This is a genomic window from Streptomyces sp. JW3, from assembly GCF_052216785.1.
Classification (GTDB): Bacteria; Actinomycetota; Actinomycetes; order Streptomycetales; family Streptomycetaceae; genus Streptomyces.
In genome coordinates this window covers 81,349-101,507 of the sequence record NZ_JBQOUX010000010.1, presented here as the reverse complement: position 1 = coordinate 101,507, position 20,159 = coordinate 81,349, and the positions used below count along the sequence as shown (strand labels likewise).

At 70.6% G+C, this 20,159-nt stretch carries 9 protein-coding genes; 6 read left to right on the top strand and 3 right to left on the bottom strand.

The genetic code is table 11. The annotated features are described in order from the left end of the window. Positions 1 to 22: 22 nt before the first annotated feature. On the bottom strand, positions 23 to 196 hold the full coding sequence (locus ACTT8P_RS07040; protein ID WP_442830658.1) for a hypothetical protein: 174 nt from the start codon (positions 194 to 196) through the stop codon (positions 23 to 25). 396 nt (positions 197 to 592) lie between these two features. Between ACTT8P_RS07040 and ACTT8P_RS07035 the strand changes: the two genes are divergently transcribed. The 3 genes from ACTT8P_RS07035 (at position 593) to mfd (ending at position 5,999) form a co-directional block, all read left to right on the top strand. Then, positions 593 to 1,801 carry a helix-turn-helix transcriptional regulator gene (locus ACTT8P_RS07035; protein ID WP_442830657.1) on the top strand — a complete coding sequence of 403 codons (1,209 nt, stop codon included), beginning with the start codon at positions 593 to 595 and terminating at the stop codon, positions 1,799 to 1,801. 5 nt (positions 1,802 to 1,806) lie between these two features. Further along, a complete protein-coding gene (locus tag ACTT8P_RS07030; RefSeq protein ID WP_442830656.1) occupies positions 1,807 to 2,256 on the top strand; it encodes a hypothetical protein in 450 nt (149 codons plus the stop codon). Between the two features lie 194 nt (positions 2,257 to 2,450). Next, entirely contained in the window at positions 2,451 to 5,999 is a 3,549-nt protein-coding gene (gene mfd, locus ACTT8P_RS07025; RefSeq protein WP_442830655.1) for a transcription-repair coupling factor, read from the top strand. Between the two features lie 73 nt (positions 6,000 to 6,072). On the opposite strand, the gene ACTT8P_RS07020 is transcribed toward mfd, so the two are convergent. Continuing rightward, positions 6,073 to 6,261, bottom strand: a complete 189-nt coding sequence (locus ACTT8P_RS07020; RefSeq protein WP_442830654.1) for an antitoxin — start codon at positions 6,259 to 6,261, stop codon at positions 6,073 to 6,075. A 133-nt stretch (positions 6,262 to 6,394) separates the two neighbouring features. Between ACTT8P_RS07020 and ACTT8P_RS07015 the strand changes: the two genes are divergently transcribed. Continuing rightward, the gene (locus ACTT8P_RS07015) at positions 6,395 to 7,177 is read left to right on the top strand and encodes an HNH endonuclease family protein (protein ID WP_442830653.1); all 783 of its coding nucleotides are present in this window, start codon (positions 6,395 to 6,397) and stop codon (positions 7,175 to 7,177) included. Positions 7,178 to 7,205: 28 nt separating this feature from the next. Here ACTT8P_RS07015 and ACTT8P_RS07010 read toward each other — a convergent pair whose 3' ends face one another. Next, positions 7,206 to 9,188, bottom strand: coding sequence for a tachylectin-related carbohydrate-binding protein (locus tag ACTT8P_RS07010; protein ID WP_442830652.1), 1,983 nt, complete (start codon positions 9,186 to 9,188; stop codon positions 7,206 to 7,208). Positions 9,189 to 9,681: 493 nt separating this feature from the next. On the opposite strand from ACTT8P_RS07010, the gene ACTT8P_RS07005 reads away from it, so the two are divergent. Next, complete coding sequence (locus ACTT8P_RS07005; RefSeq protein WP_442830651.1) at positions 9,682 to 19,446, top strand: LamG-like jellyroll fold domain-containing protein; 9,765 nt, start codon at positions 9,682 to 9,684, stop codon at positions 19,444 to 19,446. Between the two features lie 149 nt (positions 19,447 to 19,595). Beyond that, positions 19,596 to 19,931 (top strand): hypothetical protein, encoded by a 336-nt coding sequence (locus ACTT8P_RS07000; protein WP_442830650.1) that lies wholly within the window; start codon positions 19,596 to 19,598, stop codon positions 19,929 to 19,931. Positions 19,932 to 20,159: the final 228 nt, after the last annotated feature.

Sequence of the window (20,159 nt, the reverse complement as noted above, 5' to 3'; positions counted from 1 at the left end):
TCGACCCGGTAGACCCGGATGGTCATGGCCACTGCTTGCCCCCGTCGATTCGCGCGAGCCGGTAGCCGCCCCACAGTTCCTGACCTTCGGCACACCCCTCCGCGACGGCGGCGACCCGCTTGCACACCTCGCACCCGCGGGCGTGCTCGAACCAGAGCCGGTAGGCCCGCTGCCAGTCGGACTCGGGGGCGCTCACCGGCCGGCTCCCGGCACGGTGCTCGTGGCCTGCGGGGCCGCCCAACTGGCAGGTGGCAGAACCCACGCCGGGCCGTACGGAACCGGAACCGGAACGGGCGTCGGCACCGGCACCGGCACCGCCCTGACCGGGGAGTCCCACGGGCTCGCGGGCCCACGCCGGACGGCCGTACTCAGCCACCGCAAAACTGTATGGACAACGTTTCTCATGTCCTCGCTCCTCTGAAGCGTCGGCCACGCCCCCGGGTCGTTCGCGCGGTCGCGGGGGTCCTTGCCTGAGTCAGGCTGCCGGGCCGTACCCAGGTCGCACCACGGCGGAAATGCGGCATCCCGGCGGCGGAAAGGCCGCACGCGCTACGCTGACCAGGGCGGACGGCATCCCGGACGGAGCACGGGCATGGCAGTGAAGCGGCAGCGTCTGGCACGGCGCCGAAAGGCGAGCGGGTACACGCAGGAAGAGTTCGCGGAAGCGTTGCGTGTCGACCGCACCACTGTGCAGAGATGGGAACGGGGTGACGCGGAACCCCAGCCGCACCAACGCCCGAAGTTGGCGAAGCTCTTGCGCTTGACGTCCAGGGGACTGGACGAACTGCTGGCGGCAGATGTCCTGCCCGCCGCCGACACATCCGGCTGGCTCTGCCACGGTGAGCCGGCCGACGATGCCGAAGTGGCCGCCTGGGAGTTGGCGCGGCGCGTGCAGGCCAGTGACGTCGGGCCGGAGACGCTCACCCGCCTCGAAACCGCCTTCGACGACTTGGCGATGGCGTATCCGGTGACGCCGCCGGTCGAGCTGTTGGAACGCGTCCGGAAGCACTCCGCGTACGTCGTGCGTCTGCTCGACGCCCGCATGACCCTTGCGGAACATCGGCGGCTGCTGGTCGTCGGCGGCTGGCTGTCCCTGCTCGGTGCGACGCTCCACATCGACCTGGAACAGGAGCGTGCGGCGACCGCCGGGCTCCAGGCCGCGACCACCCTGGCACGACAGGCGGACCACCCCGAGATCGAAGCCTGGTGCTTCGAGACCGACGCGTGGCGCGTGCTCACGACGGGTGACTACCCGCGTGCACTGGACCTGTCGCTGGCCGCCCAGAGCGTCGCCCCCAAGGGTTCCTCCGCCCTGATCCAGGCCACCGCCCAGGAAGGGCGCGCACGCGCGCGGCTGGGGCAGGCCAAGGAGACATACGCGGCCGTCGACCGGGTGCAGAAGATGTCGGCCGCGCTGGTGGCACCGCAGCGGCCGAGGGAGCATCACTACCAGTACGACCCGGCCAAGTGCCTCGCGTACACGGCGACCACGCTGGCGTGGCTGGGGGACGCCGCGGCGGAGCCGTACGCGCGTGAGGTCATCAAACGTCTGGGCCCCTCCGAAGACGTCGGTCAATGGCCGCGTCGGGTGGCTTCCGCCAACATCGATCTGGGCTTGGTCCTCCTCGCCGGGGACCGTCTGGACGAGGCGTGCGACGCGGTACGGAAGGCCATACTGAGCGGCCGCGTCGTGCCGTCCAACCACTGGCGGGCACTGGAAGTCGTCCGCGTGGTGGAGGCGAGACGACTGTCGGAGGCGTCCGATCTGCGGGAGGCTTATGAAGGGCTGCGGGCCCGGTGAGGCCGGTGCGCGTGGTGACCGTGTCCGGAACGCGTGACATCGCGCATCGAAGTGTCACCGAGTACGCAGATCTGTTCGCCGCCTACCTCGGACCGCTCGTGGACGGTGCCCACTGCTACGTCGGCGGAGCCAAAGGCATCGACACGCTCGCCCTGTGCTGGCTGGCGAGCAGGACCGGGGCCGGGCTGACCGTAGTGGTCCCCGGCACCGTGCAGCAGCAGCCGGCGGAGGCCCGGCAGGCCATCGCCCAGGTGCGTGATCGCCTCGCGGAGGTCGTCGAGCTGCGCGCCCCGGCGCTGGATACGCCCGCCTATCACGCCCGCAACCGCTGGATGGTCGACCGCAGCACGATGACGATCGGTTTCCCCCGGGCCGAGCGGACCCGGTCGGGAACATGGCAGACGTTGACGTATACGCACGATGCGGGGAAGCCGCATCTGATCGTGCCGGTGTAGCGGCCTGACGTGTCCCGAGCCGCTCGTTCCAACGGGTGAACGCCCCCGACCCGACGTACCCTGGACACCCCCGCCCCGCGCCGCGTGTCGGGCCCTTCGTGTTGTCCAGCCCCAGGATTCACGGCCCCCGGGATTCACGGTCCCCGGGATTCACAGTTCACCCAAGAAGCACAGTTCGGACGGAAAGCCTCTCCATGAGCCTGCACGGTCTGCTCGACGCCGTCGTCAAGGACACCGCCCTCGCGGAAGCGATCGCGGCGGCCGGTGACGGCAACCGCATGCATGTCGACCTGGTCGGTCCGCCCGCGGCCCGGCCCTTCTCGGTGGCCGCGCTGGCCCGTGAGTCGGGCCGCACCGTGCTCGCCGTCACGGCGACCGGGCGGGAGGCGGAGGACCTGGCCGCGGCGCTGCGCTCGCTGCTGCCGTCCGAGGGCGTGGTCGAGTACCCGTCCTGGGAGACGCTGCCGCACGAGCGGCTCAGCCCGCGCAGCGACACCGTGGGGCGGCGCCTCGCGGTGCTGCGCCGCCTCGTCCACCCCCGGGCCGACGACCCGGAGACGGGGCCGGTCTCCGTCGTCGTGGCGCCGGTGCGGTCCGTGCTCCAGCCGCAGGTCAAGGGGCTGGGGGAGCTGGAGCCGGTGGCCTTGCGCAGTGGGCAGACGGCCGATCTGGAGGAGGTCGTCACCGCCCTCGCCGCCGCCGCGTACGCACGGGTGGAGCTGGTGGAGAAGCGGGGGGAGTTCGCCGTACGGGGTGGGATTCTCGACGTGTTCCCGCCCACCGAGGAGCATCCGCTGCGGGTGGAGTTCTGGGGCGACGACGTCGAGGAGATCCGGTACTTCAAGGTCGCCGACCAGCGGTCCCTGGAGGTCGCCGAGCACGGGCTGTGGGCACCGCCCTGCCGGGAGCTGCTGCTCACCGAGGAGGTGCGCCGACGGGCCGCCGCCCTGGCCGAGGAACATCCCGAGCTGGGAGAGCTGCTCGGGAAGATCGCCGAGGGGATCGCCGTGGAGGGGATGGAGTCCCTCGCGCCGGTGCTCGTCGACGAGATGGAGCTGCTGCTCGACGTACTGCCGGACAGCGCGATGGCCGTCGTATGCGATCCGGAGCGGGTGCGGACCCGGTCCGCCGATCTCGTCGCCACCAGTCAGGAGTTCCTCCAGGCGTCCTGGGCGGCCACCGCCGGCGGCGGCGAGGCGCCGATCGATGTCGACGCCGCCTCCCTGTGGTCGCTCGCGGACGTCCGGGACCGGGCCCGTGAGCTGGGCATGATGTGGTGGTCGGTGTCGCCGTTCGCCGCCGACGACGAGCTGGACGAAGACACCCTCAAGCTCGGCATGCACGCCCCCGAGACCTACCGCGGCGACACCGCCAAGGCGCTGGCCGACACCAAGGGCTGGCTGGCCGACGGGTGGCGGGTCGCCTACGTGACGGAGGGGCACGGCACCGCCGCCCGGACCGTCGAGGTGCTGGGCGGGGAGGGGATCGCGGCCCGGCTCGACATCCCCGACGCCAAGTCGGCGGGGCTGGGGGAGCTGAGTCCGGCCGTCGTGCATGTGGCCTGCGGGTCCATCGACCACGGGTTCGTCGAGCCGGGGCTCAGGCTCGCCGTGCTCACCGAGACCGACCTGTCCGGGCAGAAGGCCGCCGGCCGCGAGGGCGCGCGGATGCCGGCCCGGCGCCGCAAGACCATCGACCCGCTCACCCTGGAGGCGGGCGACTACATCGTCCACGAGCAGCACGGCGTGGGCCGCTACATCGAGATGGTGCAGCGCACCGTGCAGGGCGCCACCCGGGAGTACCTGGTGGTGGAGTACGCGCCGGCCAAGCGCGGACAGCCCGGCGACCGCCTCTACATCCCCACCGACCAGCTGGAGCAGATCACCAAGTACGTCGGCGGCGAGGCCCCCACCCTGCACCGGCTCGGCGGCGCCGACTGGACCAAGACCAAGGCGCGGGCGAAGAAGGCGGTCAAGGAGATCGCCGCCGATCTCATTAAGTTGTACAGCGCGCGGATGGCCGCCCCCGGGCACGCCTTCGGGGCCGACACGCCCTGGCAGCGGGAGCTGGAGGACGCCTTCCCCTACGCGGAGACGCCGGACCAGCTCACCACCATCGCCGAGGTCAAGGACGACATGGAGAAGACGGTCCCGATGGACCGGCTGATCTGCGGTGACGTGGGCTACGGGAAGACCGAGATCGCGGTGCGGGCCGCGTTCAAGGCGGTGCAGGACGGCAAGCAGGTGGCCGTCCTGGTGCCGACGACGCTGCTGGTGCAGCAGCACTTCGGGACGTTCAGCGAGCGGTACGCGCAGTTCCCGGTGAAGGTGCGGGCGCTGTCCCGGTTCCAGACCGACACCGAGTCGAAGGCGACCCTGGAGGGGCTGCGGGAGGGGTCCGTCGACGTCGTCATCGGCACCCACCGGCTGTTCTCCGCCGAGACCAAGTTCAAGGACCTCGGCCTGGTCATCGTCGACGAGGAGCAGCGCTTCGGCGTCGAGCACAAGGAGCAGCTGAAGAAGCTGCGGGCGAACGTGGATGTGCTGACGATGTCCGCCACGCCCATTCCCCGCACGCTCGAGATGGCGGTCACCGGCATCCGCGAGATGTCCACCATCACCACCCCGCCCGAGGAACGGCACCCGGTGCTGACCTTCGTCGGCCCCTACGAGCAGAAGCAGATCGGCGCCGCCATCCGCCGCGAGCTGCTGCGCGAGGGCCAGGTCTTCTACATCCACAACCGGGTCGAGTCCATCGACCGGGCGGCGGCCCGGCTGCGCGAGATCGTGCCCGAGGCGCGGATCGCCACCGCCCACGGCCAGATGTCCGAACAGGCCCTGGAACAGGTCGTGGTCGACTTCTGGGAGAAGCGGTTCGACGTGCTCGTCTCGACGACGATCGTCGAGTCCGGCATCGACATCTCCAACGCCAACACCCTCATCGTGGAGCGCGGCGACAACTTCGGGCTCAGTCAGCTGCACCAGCTGCGCGGCCGGGTCGGGCGCGGCCGCGAGCGCGGGTACGCGTACTTCCTGTACCCGCCGGAGAAGCCGCTGACCGAGACCGCGCACGAACGGCTCGCCACCATCGCCCAGCACACCGAGATGGGCGCGGGCATGTATGTGGCCATGAAGGACCTGGAGATCCGCGGCGCGGGCAATCTGCTCGGCGGCGAGCAGTCCGGGCACATCGCCGGCGTCGGCTTCGACCTGTACGTGCGGATGGTCGGCGAGGCGGTGGCCGACTACCGGGCCGCGCTGGAGGGCGGTGTGGAGGAGGAGCCGCCGCTGGAGGTCAAGATCGAGCTGCCGGTCGACGCGCACGTCCCGCACGACTACGCGCCCGGCGAGCGGCTGCGCTTGGCGGCGTACCGCTCCATCGCCTCCGCCAACAGCGAGGAGGACATCAAGGCGGTACGGGAGGAACTCGTCGACCGGTACGGCAAACTCCCCGAACCGGTGGAGAACCTGCTGCTGGTGGCGGGGTTGCGGATGCTCGCGCGGGCGTGCGCCGTCGGCGAGATCGTGCTCCAGGGCAACAACATCCGGTTCGCGCCGGTCGAGCTGCGGGAGTCGCAGGAGCTCAGGCTGAAGCGGCTCTACCCCGGCACGGTCATCAAGACGACCGCCCACCAGGTGCTGGTGCCGCGCCCGAAGACCGCCAAGGTCGGCGGAAAGCCGCTGGTCGGGCGGGAGTTGCTGGCGTGGGTCGGGGAGTTCCTGACCTCTGTGCTGGGGTCGTAGCCAGGCCCGTGCGACGTGCGAGAGGGCCCGTGGCGCTGTTGGCGCCACGGGCCGTCCCACGTCGCTGAGTGGGTCAGTGCTGGTCGCCGCCCCGCTTGCCCATGCCGAACCTGTCCTCGGCCTGCTGCTGCGCGGCGTCGACCTGCTTCTCGTACTTGCCGCCGGTCCGCTGGTCGACCTGTTTCGCAGCGGCGTCCGACATCTTCCGGGTCTTGTCGGGGTTCTTGCCGGCCATGCTCTTGACCTTGTCGAGGAAGCCCATGCAGGTGCTCCTTCCGAGACGTAACTCTTTTCGACGTTACGCCCTAAATCGGCTAAATGCCCCTTAAGGCACCATTTGGTCTGGACCTCTCCCTCGCTACCGTGGGACGGACGCACAACAAGGGGAGGCGCGCATGGCGCGGTACGGCAGGACGCGAACCGGATGGGCCGCGGCCGCGGCACTGGCTCTGGCCCTGGTCAGCGGGTGCGACGGGCTGGAGGACGGCGGGAGAACGGCGGCCGGCAGCGGCGGCAGCGGCGCGGAAGCGGAACCCGCCGCCGGGCCCGCCGTGAGCCCGCTGAAGAACCCGGACGGGACCAAGCCCGGCCTCGCCGTCGTCACCGACGACGCCGACCGGTCCGCGGCCCGCGAACTCATCGGCAAACTGGACACCAAGGGCCGCGGCCCGAAGACCGGCTACGACCGGGACGAGTTCGGGTACGCCTGGATGGACACGGCCGACGGCGTGCCGCTCGCGAGAAACGGCTGCGACACCCGCAACGACGTGCTCCAGCGCGACGGCCAGGACGTGAAGTTCAAGTCCGGCTCCGACTGCGTGGTCGTCGCCATGACGCTGGCCGACCCGTACACCGCCAAGACCATCGAGTGGCGCAAGCAGGACGCCGCCGAGGTGCAGATCGACCACGTGGTGCCGCTCTCCTACAGCTGGCAGCTGGGGGCCTCGCGATGGGAGGAGAAGAAGCGGCAGCAGCTCGCCAACGACCCGCTCAACCTCATCCCGGCCGACGGCTCCGCCAACTCCGCCAAGGGCGACTCCGGACCGGCGACCTGGCTGCCGCCGAACAAGAAGATCCGGTGCGCCTACGCGGTCCGCTTCGCGCAGGTCGCCGAGAAGTACGAACTGGCGGTGACCAAGCCGGACCGGGCGGCGCTGCTGAAGCAGTGCGGGGGGTGAGGGCCGGCGCCGTCACCCCCCGCACTGCTCACTCGGCGGGCGGCGCCGGGAGCTTGTGTGCGGTGAAGGTGGGTGCGGGCTTGGCGGCGGTGGTGGAGCGGGCGGCGAGGCCGGTGGCGCCGGCTTCGTAGACGCGGGTCTGGTTGCTGCTGGTGCGGAAGGTGTAGGCCCAGGTGGGGCCGTTGGTGTTGGTGTAGAGGAAGGCGGTGGGGTCGGTCGCGGCGGTGTCCCAGTCGAGTTGCTGCCAGGTGCGCCAGGTGCCGGAGCCCTGGGTCTGTTCGCCGGTGTTGTAGGTGTAGCCGTCGTCGGCGCGGGCGACGATCTCGGTGATGCCGGTCAGGGGGCTGATGACGGCGGAGGGTGAGCCGGCGAAGGTGTTGTCGCCGACCTGGGCCCAGGCGGCGGGGAAGGCGGTGCCTTCGGTGGTCTGGGTGAGGCCGATGATGTGGCCGGTGGTGTCGCGGGCGAAGACGCCGAGGCGGTAGCCGGGGTAGACGATGACGGACGGGGTGCCGGTGATGGTCCGGTCGCCGAGGGTGGTCCAGGTGCCGACGGCGCCGTTGCTGAAGGTGGCGGTGCGCAGGGTGCCGTTCGCGTCGGTGCCGAAGAGCTGGATGCCGTCGCGGACGGTGACGGCGGTGAGCGGTCCGGTGAAGCCCTCGCCGGTCAGCGGCATCCACCCCAGGAAGTCGACGTTGGCCCGCTGCTGGACGCGGTACCAGGGCTTGCCGTCGGCGTCCACCGCGAACTGCGCGAGCACCCCGGCGGCCGTCTTGGCGGTGACCGGGTGCTCGGCCATCGCACCGGCCAGATTGACCCAGCCGCCCCAGTCAGGGGTACTCGCGGCGTGCCGCCGCCACCAGATCTCGCTGTTGACGTTCTGCGCGGTCAGCGCGACCTTTCCGTCCGGCTGCTCGGCGAGCTGCGGCTGCCCGGAGAAGGCGTCGTTGTCCGAGACGGTCGTCCACTGCACCGAGTTGAAGTCCGCCGGGTCGGTCTGCCGGCCGCTGACCAGCCGCCCGATGTTGTCCGTGTAGGCGTACTCGATCTCACCGCTGGACGCCTGCATGACACTGTTCGGCGTGAAGGACTCGGTGCTGACGGCGGGGCTGGCCGGGGTGTGGTCCGCGGCCAGCCGGCAGGCGTCCGGGGCGCCGGTCACGCTGGTGTAGCCGGACCACCAGCTGCCGCTGCCCAGCAGCACGTTGTAGGGGGCGAAGTCACCCGCGTCCTCCCGGAAGCGGTACTGGCGCACCTCTCCGTTGGGCTTGACCCGGAGGATGGTGTCACCGCCGAAGGAGGTGAGGTCCTCGGTATCGCGCCAGTCCGCCCAGCTGACCGTGCGGTGCTGCTCGATCCAGCGCTGGCTGGTGAAGTCGTAGCGCGAGCGCAGCAGGTAGCCGGTGGTCGAGTCCACGCCGTAGACCACGCCCAGCTCGGTGGCGACGATGAAGCTGTACCGGCCCCAGCCCGAGGCGACCTTCCAGTTGCTGGTCGCGGTCCAGGTGTCGGTGGAGCTGAGGTAGCGGGCGGTCCGCAGGTCGCCGTCGCCGTCGACGAACCAGAGGTTGCCACCCCGGTCGGCGCTGATCTTGTTGCGGCCGGCGTCCAGGCGGTAACCGCCGAACGAGTCGCTGATCTTGCGGTGGTGAACGTCCCAGGTGCCGGTCGTCCCGTCGCGGTGGCTGAAGTACAGGCCGTCCGACTTGATGCCGTAGAAGGTCGCCCCGTTGGCGGTCAGTACGCGCGGGTACTGGTCCCAGCCGGTGTCGATGGTGCTGGCCTCGGGCAGGGCGCCGGTCGCGCCGGCCGGGTCGGGGACGTTGCGCCGCAACAGGCTGCCCGCGGTGGTGACCGAGTAGAGGGCACCACTCGACGAGCAGGTGATCTCGTCCGCGGCCTGGGCGGTGCCCGCGGCGGTGGTCATGACGATGGGCAGTGCGGCGGCCGCGGTGGTGAGGGCGATCACCCGGCGGCTGAACCGTCCACGGGACAGGGGTCTCATCTGCATCCTTCCGGACTGTGACTCGGTGGGGTCCGGCCGTCCCGCGGCACAGGGCGGTGGGACGGCGGGCGGACGGGGGTGGCGTGGCTCCGGTCGTCGTTCATGTGAAGACGATGAGGAGGACGGCGGCCGGCGGCGTCAACGCGGCTGCGCGCGGGCCGCAGCGGGCGCCGGAAAGCGGCTTCATCGATGTCCTCCCAGCTCAGCGCGGTGATCCCGGGCAGGAAGGCAGCGAGCCGACATGATCGCGCACCCCCCGGCAGGGGGACGGTAGGCGGCGCCGGGTTAACGCGGCAGTGGCGGGAGAGTGAACAGCTAACTCGTGTACATGACAATCAGGTGGACAGTCGGTGCGCCCCTGGACAAGATCTTCACTCAACTCTCAGGATCCACAAGTCGATTCATCACCCGCATGTGGTCCTGAGGGGGAACTGTGCCTGGCTTCCGGAGAGCTGCCCGGAGACTGCTCGTCCGCCGGCTGTGCCACAGCCGCTGGGGCATGGCCATCGGCATCCTCCTGGCGTCCCTGATCGCGGTCAGTTCCCTGGAACTGTCCGGCACCGGCATCCCGCTGTTCCCCGCGGACCCCCAGGGCCGCTCGGCCCCCGGTCAGCGCTGGTCGTCCGCGGCCGGCAAGGACCACCTGGTCGGCGAGAACGACATCAACACCAAGGCCCCGAGCACCCTCCGGTCCAGGTACCCGCTCAAGAACGCCAAGCAGAGCCTCGCCGCCGCCGGGAAGAAGGCCCGCAACAAGGCCGCCGCCGTCGCCCCGCCGGCCACCGAGGTCACCGGATTCGACGCCGAGCACAGCGAGGAACTGCCCGCCGAGCGGAACGGGTTCAGCCGCACCTACGCCAACGAGGACGGCACCCGGACCACCGAGGTGTCCCCGACCCCCGTCAACTACCGCGGCCCGAACGGTGTCTGGCTGCCCATCGACACCGAGCTGCGGGCGGCCGGCGACGGCGGCGGCTGGCGCAACACCGCCGACTCGGTCGGCGTCCGCGTCGACGAGCGGGCCGACTCCGCGCGGCTGGCCACCGTCGAACTGCCCGGCGGACAGTCCCTGTCGTACGGCCTGAGCGGCGCCGCCGCCGTGCAGGGCCGCGCCGCCGGCAGCACCGTCTCCTACCCGGGGGTGCTCCCGGACACCGATCTGACGCTGGCGGCCCAGGCCGGCGGCGTCAAGGAGACCCTCGTCCTGAACTCGGCCGACGCCCCGACCACCTTCGACTTCCCGCTCGCCCTGGACGGGCTGACGGCACGGATCGTGGACGGCGCGGTCGAGCTGACCGACGCCAGGGGCCGGGTCGCCGGTGTCGTCCCGGCCGGTTTCATGGAGGACTCCGGACACGGCGGCGAGCAGGGCGCCCCGGCCCGCTCCGAGGACGTGACCTACGACCTCGTCGAGCAGGCCGGCGGCGGCCAGGCACTGCGGATCACCGTCGACGCGAACTGGCTGCGCGACCCGGAGCGGGTCTTCCCGGTCCTGGTCGACCCCTCCGTGGACACCTCGTCCGCCGAGACCAGCGTCTACGTCAAGAGCGGCGGCTCGGTCGTCGGCACCAGCGAACTGCAGGCCGGCAAGGGCGCCGACGGCGCGACCGCCAGCTACCTCGGCTTCCCCTCGCTGGACGAGGAGCTGAAGCACCACAAGATCTTCGGCGCCCAGCTCCAGCTGACCAACTACGACGCCCCCTCTTGCAAGGCCCGCCCGGTCACCGTCCACCCGGTCACCGAGTCCTGGTCCGCGGGCACCGGCCTCAGCTACCCCGGCCCCGCGGTCGGCGGCAGCCTCGCCGCCAAGTCCTTCGCCTACGGCTACATAGCCACCGGCAAGTCGAAGTCCGCCTGCCCCGCCGCCTCCGAGCTGTTCGACCTCGGCAAGTCCGGCCGCGACCTGGTGCAGCGCTGGGTCGACGGCACCCAGGCCAACTACGGCCTGTCGGTGCGCGCGTCGGCCACCGACTCGCTGGGCTGGAAGAAGTTCGCCGGCACCGGCTCCGCCAACCCGCCCAAGCTGTACGTCACCCACTCGCCCTACAACGCGAGCTACTCCTTCACCCAGCCGGTCCCCGACCCGCCGGTCCTGCAGAACCAGGCCGGCCAGGTCAAGGTCGCGGTCACCAACAAGGGCGCGCAGACCTGGACGCCCGGCGGCTACTACCTGGCCTACCGGGCCTACGACAAGGACGGCAAGCTGGTCACCCAGCAGCGGGCCGCCAACCTCACCACCAACGTCGCCCACGGCGCCAGGACCACCTTCACCGCCACCATCAAGGCGCTGCCGCCGGGCGCGTACATGCTGGACTTCTCCATGGTGAAGTCCGGCGGCCCGGTCTTCACCGACGAGCAGGTCGCCCCCGGCCGGCTCTCCCTCCAGGTCTTCGACATCGCGCCCGTGGTGCAGGAGCAGTACCCGCCCAACGGCTACCAGGCGCAGACCCTCAGCCCGCAGCTGTGGGCCAGCGCCGTGGACATCGACGCGCCCGCCGGGCAGACCCTCCAGTACAAGTTCGAGGTCTGCGAGAAGGGCGACGACGACCAGCCCGTCAACTGCGTCACCTCGCCCTACCAGTCGAGCCCCGCCTACTCCGTCCCGGCCGGCCAGCTGTCCTGGAACAAGACCTACCTGTGGCGCGGCTTCGCCAAGGACGCGAGCAACGAGGTGCCCACCGCGCAGATCGCCATGCTCACCTCGGTGCCGCAGCCGGAGATCACCTCCCGGCTGAGCGAGGGCCAGGACCTCGAATTCGATCCGGGGGTCGGCAACTACGCGACCTCGGCGATCGACGCCTCACTGGCCGGCGTCGGCCCGGACCTGACCCTGGTACGCACCTACAACAGCCTCGACCCGCGCCGCGACCTGGCCTTCGGCACCGGCTGGACGACCCGCTACGACATCCGGCTCACCCCCGACAACGACGGCACCGGCAACGTCGTCATCCGCTACCCCGACGGCCGGGACGTCCGCTTCGGCAAGAACCCCGACGGCTCCTACGCCCCGCCGCCCGGCCGGTTCGCCAAGCTCGCCCAGGACACCACCGCCGGCACCTGGACGCTCCAGGACAAGTCCGGGACGACGTACTCCTTCAGCAACACCGGCCTGCTCGTCAAGATCACCGACGCCACCTCCAACGTCGTCAACTACACCTACTCCGGCGGCAAGCTCGCCAAGGCCGAGAACCCGCGCAGCAAGCGCTCCCTGACCTTCACCTGGACCGGCAGCCACGTCACCCGGGTCGCCACCAACGCGGTCGACGGCGCCCCACTCGCCTGGACGTACACCTACACCGGTGACGTCCTGGACCAGGTCTGCGACCCCGCGGCCGGCTGCACCGCCTACACCTACACCGCCGGCAGCCACTACGCGGCCGGGGTGCGCGACTCCCGTCCCGAGTCCTACTGGCGGTTCGGTGAGGAGGAGGGCACGACGGCCGACAGCGCCATCGAGGTCAACCTCGGCAAGGACCGCGGCACCTACACCGACGTCACCCTCGGCACCGCGGGCGCCGCCACCGGCGACCCCTCCACCGCCGCCACCTTCAACGGCACCACCTCCCGCGTCACGCTGCCCGGCGGCACCCTGAAGGCGAGCCGGGACGCGGCCGTCGAGGTGTGGTTCAAGACCATCGCCAGCGGCGTCGGCGGACCGCTGCTCGGCTACCAGGACAAGGCGTGGGGCACCGCCCCCGGCACCGGCGTGCCCACCCTGTACGTCGGCACCGACGGCAAGCTGCGCGGCCAGTTCTGGGACGGCACCGCCCACCCGATGACCGCCACCAGCGTCAACGTCAACGACGGCAAGTGGCACCACGCGGTGCTCTCCGCCACCGGCTCCACCCAGACCCTCTACCTGGACGGCAAGCAGGCCGCCACCCTGGCCGGCGGCCAGCTCGCGGCACAGAACCTCACCTACAACCAGATCGGCGCGGCCCGGCCCAGCTCCCCGGCGAGCTGGCCCGGCTGGGGCGGCGCCCAGGACCGCTCCTTCGCGGGCTCGATCGATGAGGCCGCCGTCTACCACCACCCGCTGGGCTCCCAGGCGGTCGCCACCCACTACGCCCTGGGCACCAAGGCCGCCGACTCCCTCGTGAAGACGGTGCTGCCCAGCGGCCGCACCGCCGCCGAGGTCGCCTACGACACCGCCCGCGACCGGGTCAGCGAGTACACCGACGCAGGCGGCGGCACCTGGGAGCTGGGCGCCCCCGCCGTCTTCGGCGACACGGACGACCTGCGCCGCACCGTCGAGGTGCACGACCCGGTCGACCAGCCGTACTTCTACGAGTACGACGGCATGACCTCGCAACTGCTGCGCTACGGCGAACCGCTGGGCCTGGGCACCCGGCAGTACGACGAGACCCCCTCGCCGTCCCCGTCCACCTCCGCGCCCACCGAGGTCTGCACGGACCCGGACCCCGGCGACCCGATGTTCTGCACCACCCCGCCGGGCAACGACGACGGCAGCCCCGACTTCATCCGGCACCCCGTCGACGGCGTCGCGATCCGCAGCTACACCTACGACGACCGCGGCTACCAGACCGTCACCACCAGCGAGACCGGCGACACCGTCACCCTCGGCTACGACGACCGGGGCAACGTCAACAGCCAGACCACCTGCCGGGCCAAGGGCGACTGCCACACCTCGTACACCACCTACCCGGCCGGCCTGGACGAGCTGGACCTGCGGATCGACCTGCCCACCGAGACCCGCGACGCCCGCTCCACCAGCGCCACCGACAACCGCTACCTCACCACGTACAAGTACGACACCAACGGCAACCTGCTCACCCAGAAGAACCCGGACAGCGGCTCGGTCCTCAACACCTACACCACCGGTGTGGAACCGGCCCGGGACGGCGGCAACACCCCCACCGGCCTGCTGAAGACCAGCACCGACCCGCGCGGCGCCATCACCCGCTACGCCTACTTCAACAGCGGCGACATCGCCGAGGTCACCGAGCCGTCCGGCCTGATCACCCGCTACACCTACGACGCCATCGGCCGCCGGCTCAGCGAGACCGAGATCTCCGACAGCCAGCCCGCCGGCGTCACCACCACCTACCAGTACGACAAGCTGTCCCGTCTGGTGTCCGCCACGGACCCGCAGGTCGGCGACGCCGTCACCGGCGCCCAGCACCAGCAGCGCACCACGACCACGTACGACCCGGACGGCGTGGTGACGGCCACCGCGATCGACGACGTGGTCGGCGCCGACCTGCCGCGCGCGATGACGTACGAACTCGACGACCACGGCCGCCCGGCGCGGGTCACCGACGCGGAGGGCAACGAGACCTCCTACGGCTACGACCCGTTCGGCAACCAGACCTTCATGGTCGACGGCAACGGCAACCGCTTCGAGTACACCTACACCGCGCGCAACATGATCGCCGAGGTGCGCCTCGTCGACTGGGACGGCGACCCCGACGACGCCGACGGCGCCGGCTCCGGCGAGGACCTGGTCATGCAGTCCTACGCCTACGACATGGCCGGCCGCCTCGCCCAGCACACCGACGCCATGGGCCGCACCTTGGAGTACCAGTACTACGGCGACGACCTGGTCAAGTCCATCACCCTGAAGGGCTTCCACAACGCCGACGGCACCACCCGCGACATCGTGGTGGAGGCCAACGAGTACGACGGCGCCGGCAACGTCACCAAGGAGACCACCGACAACGGGCAGACCGTCACCAAGACGGCCTACGACCCCGTCGGCCGGGTCGCCTCCACCGTGACCGACCCGGACGGCCTGGCCCGCTCCACCAGCTACACCTACGACCAGGCCGGCAACGTCCTCACGACGAAGAACAGCGGCAACCCGTCGCACGTGCCGTGGCCGGTGAGCGCCACCCCGGAGCAGGTCGACTACGTCTACGACCTCGCGGGCAACGCCACCAAGGAGATCGTCCACAACGGCACCGAGACGCTCACCACGACCTACGCCTACGACCAGCGCGGGCTGACCGAGTCCGTGACCGACCCCGCCGGGAACGTCACCGACCACGGCTACGACGCGCTGGGCCGGCAGATCTCCACGCTGGCCCCCGAGACCGACACCGAGCAGGCCGGCACCGCCGCCGCGCGGACCCGCGCGCTGAGCATCGTCGGCCTGGACACCTACGGCGCCGCCACCTCCACCCAGGACCCGCTGGGCAACATCAGCCACACCGAGTACGACCGGCTGGGCCGGCAGATCAGCAGCACCGGCACCCCGTACACCGCGCCCGGCAGCAGCACACCGGTCACCCCGGCCGCCCAGTACCGCTACGACGCGCTCGGCAACGTGGTCGAGGCCACCGACCCCCTCGACCAGGTCACCCGCTACAGCTACGACCGCCTCAACCGGGTCACCACCCGCGACGAACCCACCGGCACCGGCGACGACCGCGCCCAGTGGAAGTACACCTACACCCGCACCGGCGAGGTCCTCTCCGTCACCGGCCCGACCGGCGCCCGCGCCGAGACGACCTACGACGACCTGGACCGCCCGGTCACCCAGACACAGATCGAACGCAAGCCCAACGACGACGCGTTCACCACCCGCTACAGCTACGACGACGCGGGCAACGTCACCGCGCAGACCGACCCCAGCGGCGCGAAAACGTCGTTCACCTACGACAGCCTCGGCCAGATCGTCCGGCTGACCGAACCCAGCGGCACGGTCACCGAGTTCGGCTACGACCTGACCGGCCGCGAGGTCCGCCGCTCCGACGGCCTCGGCCGCACCTCGTCGCTCCTCTACGACCAGGCCGGCCGCCTGGTCTCCGAGTCCGACCTGGCCCCGAACAGCAACGCGCTGCGCACCATCGGCTACGACTACGACAAGGCCGGCAACCTGGTGGGGTCGACCGACCCGCTCGGCCACACCACCAGCTACGCCTACGACGCGCTGGGCCGCCTGACGCAGCAGACCGAGCCGGTCTCCGACACCGACACCATCACCACCTCCTTCGGCTACGACGCGGCCGGCCACCGCACCCGCTACACCGACGGCCGCGGCAACGCCACGTACTACACGTTCAACACCCTCGGCCTCGCCGAGTCGGTCATCGAGCCGGCCACGACGGCTGACCCGGCCGCCGCCGACCGCACCTGGACCACCGCCTACGACGCGGCCGGCCAGGCGGTACGGGCCACCGCCCCCGGCGGCGTCACCCAGAACCGGGTCTACGACAACACCGGCCAACTGGTCAAGGAGACCGGCACCGGCGCCGAGACCGCCACCGCCGACCGCTCCTACGGCTACGACGCGGCCGGCCGCCTCACCTCCGCCGCCACCCCCGACGGCGACAACACCTACACCTACGACGACCGCGGCCTGCTGCTGGCGGCCAAGGGCCCGTCCGGCGAGGCGAGCTACACCTACGACGACGACGGCCTGCTGACCAGCCGCACCGACGCCGCCGGCACCTCCCTGTTCACCTACACCAAGCAGCAGCTGACCACGGCGAACGACTCCCTGACCGGAACGTCCCAGAGCTACGCCTACGACACCTCCGGCACCCTCCGCCAGGTCTCCTACGGCGCCGGCCAGAGCCGCAGCTACGGCTACGACGACCTGGGCCGCATCGACACCGACACCCTCACCAACAGCACCGGCCAGGCCGTCACCGCCATCGACTACGGCTACGACGACAACGACCACCTGACCTCGAAGAAGGTCACCGGCAGCAACGCGGCCGACAACACCTACGACTACGACCAGGCCGGCCGCCTCACCTCCTGGACCGCCGGCGACGACACCACCGCCTACGCCTGGGACGACTCCGGCAACCGCACCCAGGAGGGCGACAAGACGGCCGTCTACGACGAACGCAACCGCGTCCAGTCCGACGGCGACTACACGTACACGTACAGCTCACGCGGCACCCTGTCCTCCCGCACCAGCTCCGGCCTGACCGAGGACTTCGCCTTCGACGCCTTCGACCGCCTGCTCCAGGCCGGCGACGTGTCGTACGACTACGACTCCCTGGACCGCGTCGACTCCCGCAACGGCACCGACTTCAGCTACGCGGGCCTCAGCCCCGACCCGACCAGCGACGGCACCTCGACCTACGGCCGCGGCCCGCTGGACGAGCTGATGTCGGTCTCGGAGAACGGCACCGCGCAACTGATCCTGACCGACTCGCACGGCGACGTGGTCGGCGACTTCGACGCGACGGACGCCGACCTGACGGAGCTGGCGGACGCGACTACGTACAGCCCGTTCGGCGAGGAGGTGGAGTCGGAGGACACCGGCTCCGGAGTGGCGGGCGAACTCGGCTACCAGGGCGACTACACCGACCCGGACACCGACCAGGTGAACATGGGCGCCCGCTGGTACGACTCCGGCACCGGCACCTTCGACTCCCGCGACTCGGTGGGCTACGCGGGCGGCGCCTCCATCCTCGCCAACCGCTACACCTACGGCGCCGGCGCACCGCTGGACTACGTCGACGCCGACGGCCACTGGCCCAGCTGCGGCTGGTGCAAGAAGGTCGCGTCCGGGGTGAAGAAGGTCGGCAGCGCCATCAAGAGCGGCGTCAAGAAGGTGGCCAGCAAGGTCAAGTCGGTCGTCAAGAAGGCATGGCGGGTCGCGGTATCCGCGGTGAAGGCGGTCGGCCGGGCCATCAGCAGGGCGGCCAGCTGGGTCTACAACAAGGCGAAGTCGGCCGTCAGCTGGGCCGTGCAGAAGGTGTCCTCGGCGGTCAGCTGGGTGACGAGCAAGGCGACCTCGGCGGCGAAGTCGGCGGCCGCGTGGGCCCGCGAGAAGGCGGCGGCGGCCAAACGGGCCGCGGTGGCCCGCGCGAAGGCCATCACCAAGAAGGCGAAGGCGGCGGTAAGTTACGCGATCCAGCACAGCCCCCTCCCGGAGATAGCGGCGGCGGTCAAACCTCTGATCTCGGTGACGAAGGACATCGTCTCCGCAGCGGCCAACCTGCCCGCCCAGATCGTGGACACCGCCCGCAACGTCATCGCGGACGCGGCCCAGGCGGCCACGGACCTGCGGGACGCGGTGGTCGCGGCGGCCGGCGAGGTCGTGGAGACGGTCTCCGCAGCGGTCGAGGCGGCCACGGAGTTCGCCCGTGCCGCCGCCCCCTACATCCGGGACGGTCTGAAGGTCGGCCTGGAGCTCGCGGCCGAGGCCTCCGGCTTCAACGACTTCAAGGACTGCCTGACCAAGGGCGACATGGAGGCGTGCGCCTGGGCGGCGGCCACGGTGGCCGGCGCGCTGGCGGGCGGCGCGGGAGCGGGCGTGGTCCGCGCGGCCAAGGCGGGCCGGATGGCGACGAAGGCGGCGAAGTACGCGGACGACATCGCGGAGGCCGCCGACAAACTCGACACGGCGGTGGAGTACACGTCCTGCGCCGCGGACGTGGCCGGCCTGGCCGCCTCGGCCAACAGCTTCGTCGAAGGCACGAAGGTGGTCATGGCGGACGGCAGCCGCAAACCCATCGAGGACGTCGACGTAGGCGACTCGGTACAGGCCACCGACCCGACGACGGGCGAGTCCGTATCGTCGGAGAAGGTCACCGCCACGATCACCGGCAAGGGCGAGAAGCACCTGGTCGCCCTGACCATCGACACGGACGGCCCGGCCGGCGACGCGACAGCCGTCCTGACCGCCACGGAGGGCCACCCCTTCTGGGTCCCCGACCTGAACGAATGGCTGGACGCCGGCGACCTGAAGCCGGGCCAGTGGCTGAGCACGGGCTCGGGCACGAAGGTCGAACTGACGGCAGTGAGGGCGTGGACCCAGACCACGGCAGTCCATAACCTGACAGTGGACCGGGCCCACACGTTCTTCGTGGCGGCGGGGGCTGCGCCGGTTCTGGTGCACAACTGCCCCTCGGGCACCAGGGGGCTGCAGGGCAAGTTCAAGCCCTCCTTGATGATGGACCGTGCTCAGGGCAACTGGCACATGGACACCAGGCTCTCCGACGCCACCGCGCTGCGGGACGAGATGGCGAGGGCAGCGACGGGAAAGGCGAAGTCGCGCACGTACACGGCGGCAGTGAACAAGAAGTCCGGTGACATCGCAGTGAGTTGTTCCGGCAACGGAAGCTGCGCGGAGCCGAACATTCTGAACGCCACCGGATGGTCGGCGGACGATGTGACCTTTACGCGTGCCGTTCGAAGAGAGGACGTTGGCGACGGCATGGGCAAGGTGCTCCAGGAGAAGGAAATATGCGTCGTCTGTCAGGGCAATTACGGACCCGACAACTTCGTATCAGGAGTTCTGTACGATCCTCAGGGACCTTGGATGCTGGGGGCAGGATGAGAGCTTCATCTATCGAGCTGGGACGACATGACTGGGCTTCCCTTCGATGCGGGTGCGGACAGTCGGCTGCGCATATCCCCTCATCGCTGACCACCCTCATCGAGGCCAAGTCGCTGGAGGAGACGATCGGCCGCACGCTGGACGGTCACTTGGAACGGCAGTCCATGCTGTTCCAGGTGGCGCCCCACACAGTGCCGGTCATCCTGGCGGCGCTGACGGAGGAACTGCCGCAGTTCACCAGAGGCCACTTCCTGAACATGCTCTGGTACCTCGTCACGGGAGAGTCTCACTCGACCGAGGTGGAGGCGGGGCTGCCCGACCTGGAGATGGACTGTCTTTCAGCCGTCCGGGAGGGGCTCTGGCTGGTGTACAAGGAAGCGGCGTCGGGAGACAGCGAGACCGCGCTGGACATCCTGGAGTTCGCGGACCCGGACGTCGATCGATTCGAATACTTCCGGTCGGTGGTGACAGCGAGCGAGAAGTGAGGGGCTCGCCGCGCGGTGGGAGTTTCCAGGGCTTGAGTGACCTGAGGACGGCGGCGAACGCGATGACCGGCAAGATGAGGGCGCGGGCGGTCGGTGCTCCGAAGCCGCGTATCCCCACGTGACTTGGGTGGCTTGTCGCGGATCGGGGCGTGGGACACCGACCCCGTGCCGCCCGACCGGCCCGCCGGTGAACTGGAGGATGGTCGGGGGCTGACCCTGGTGCGGGCC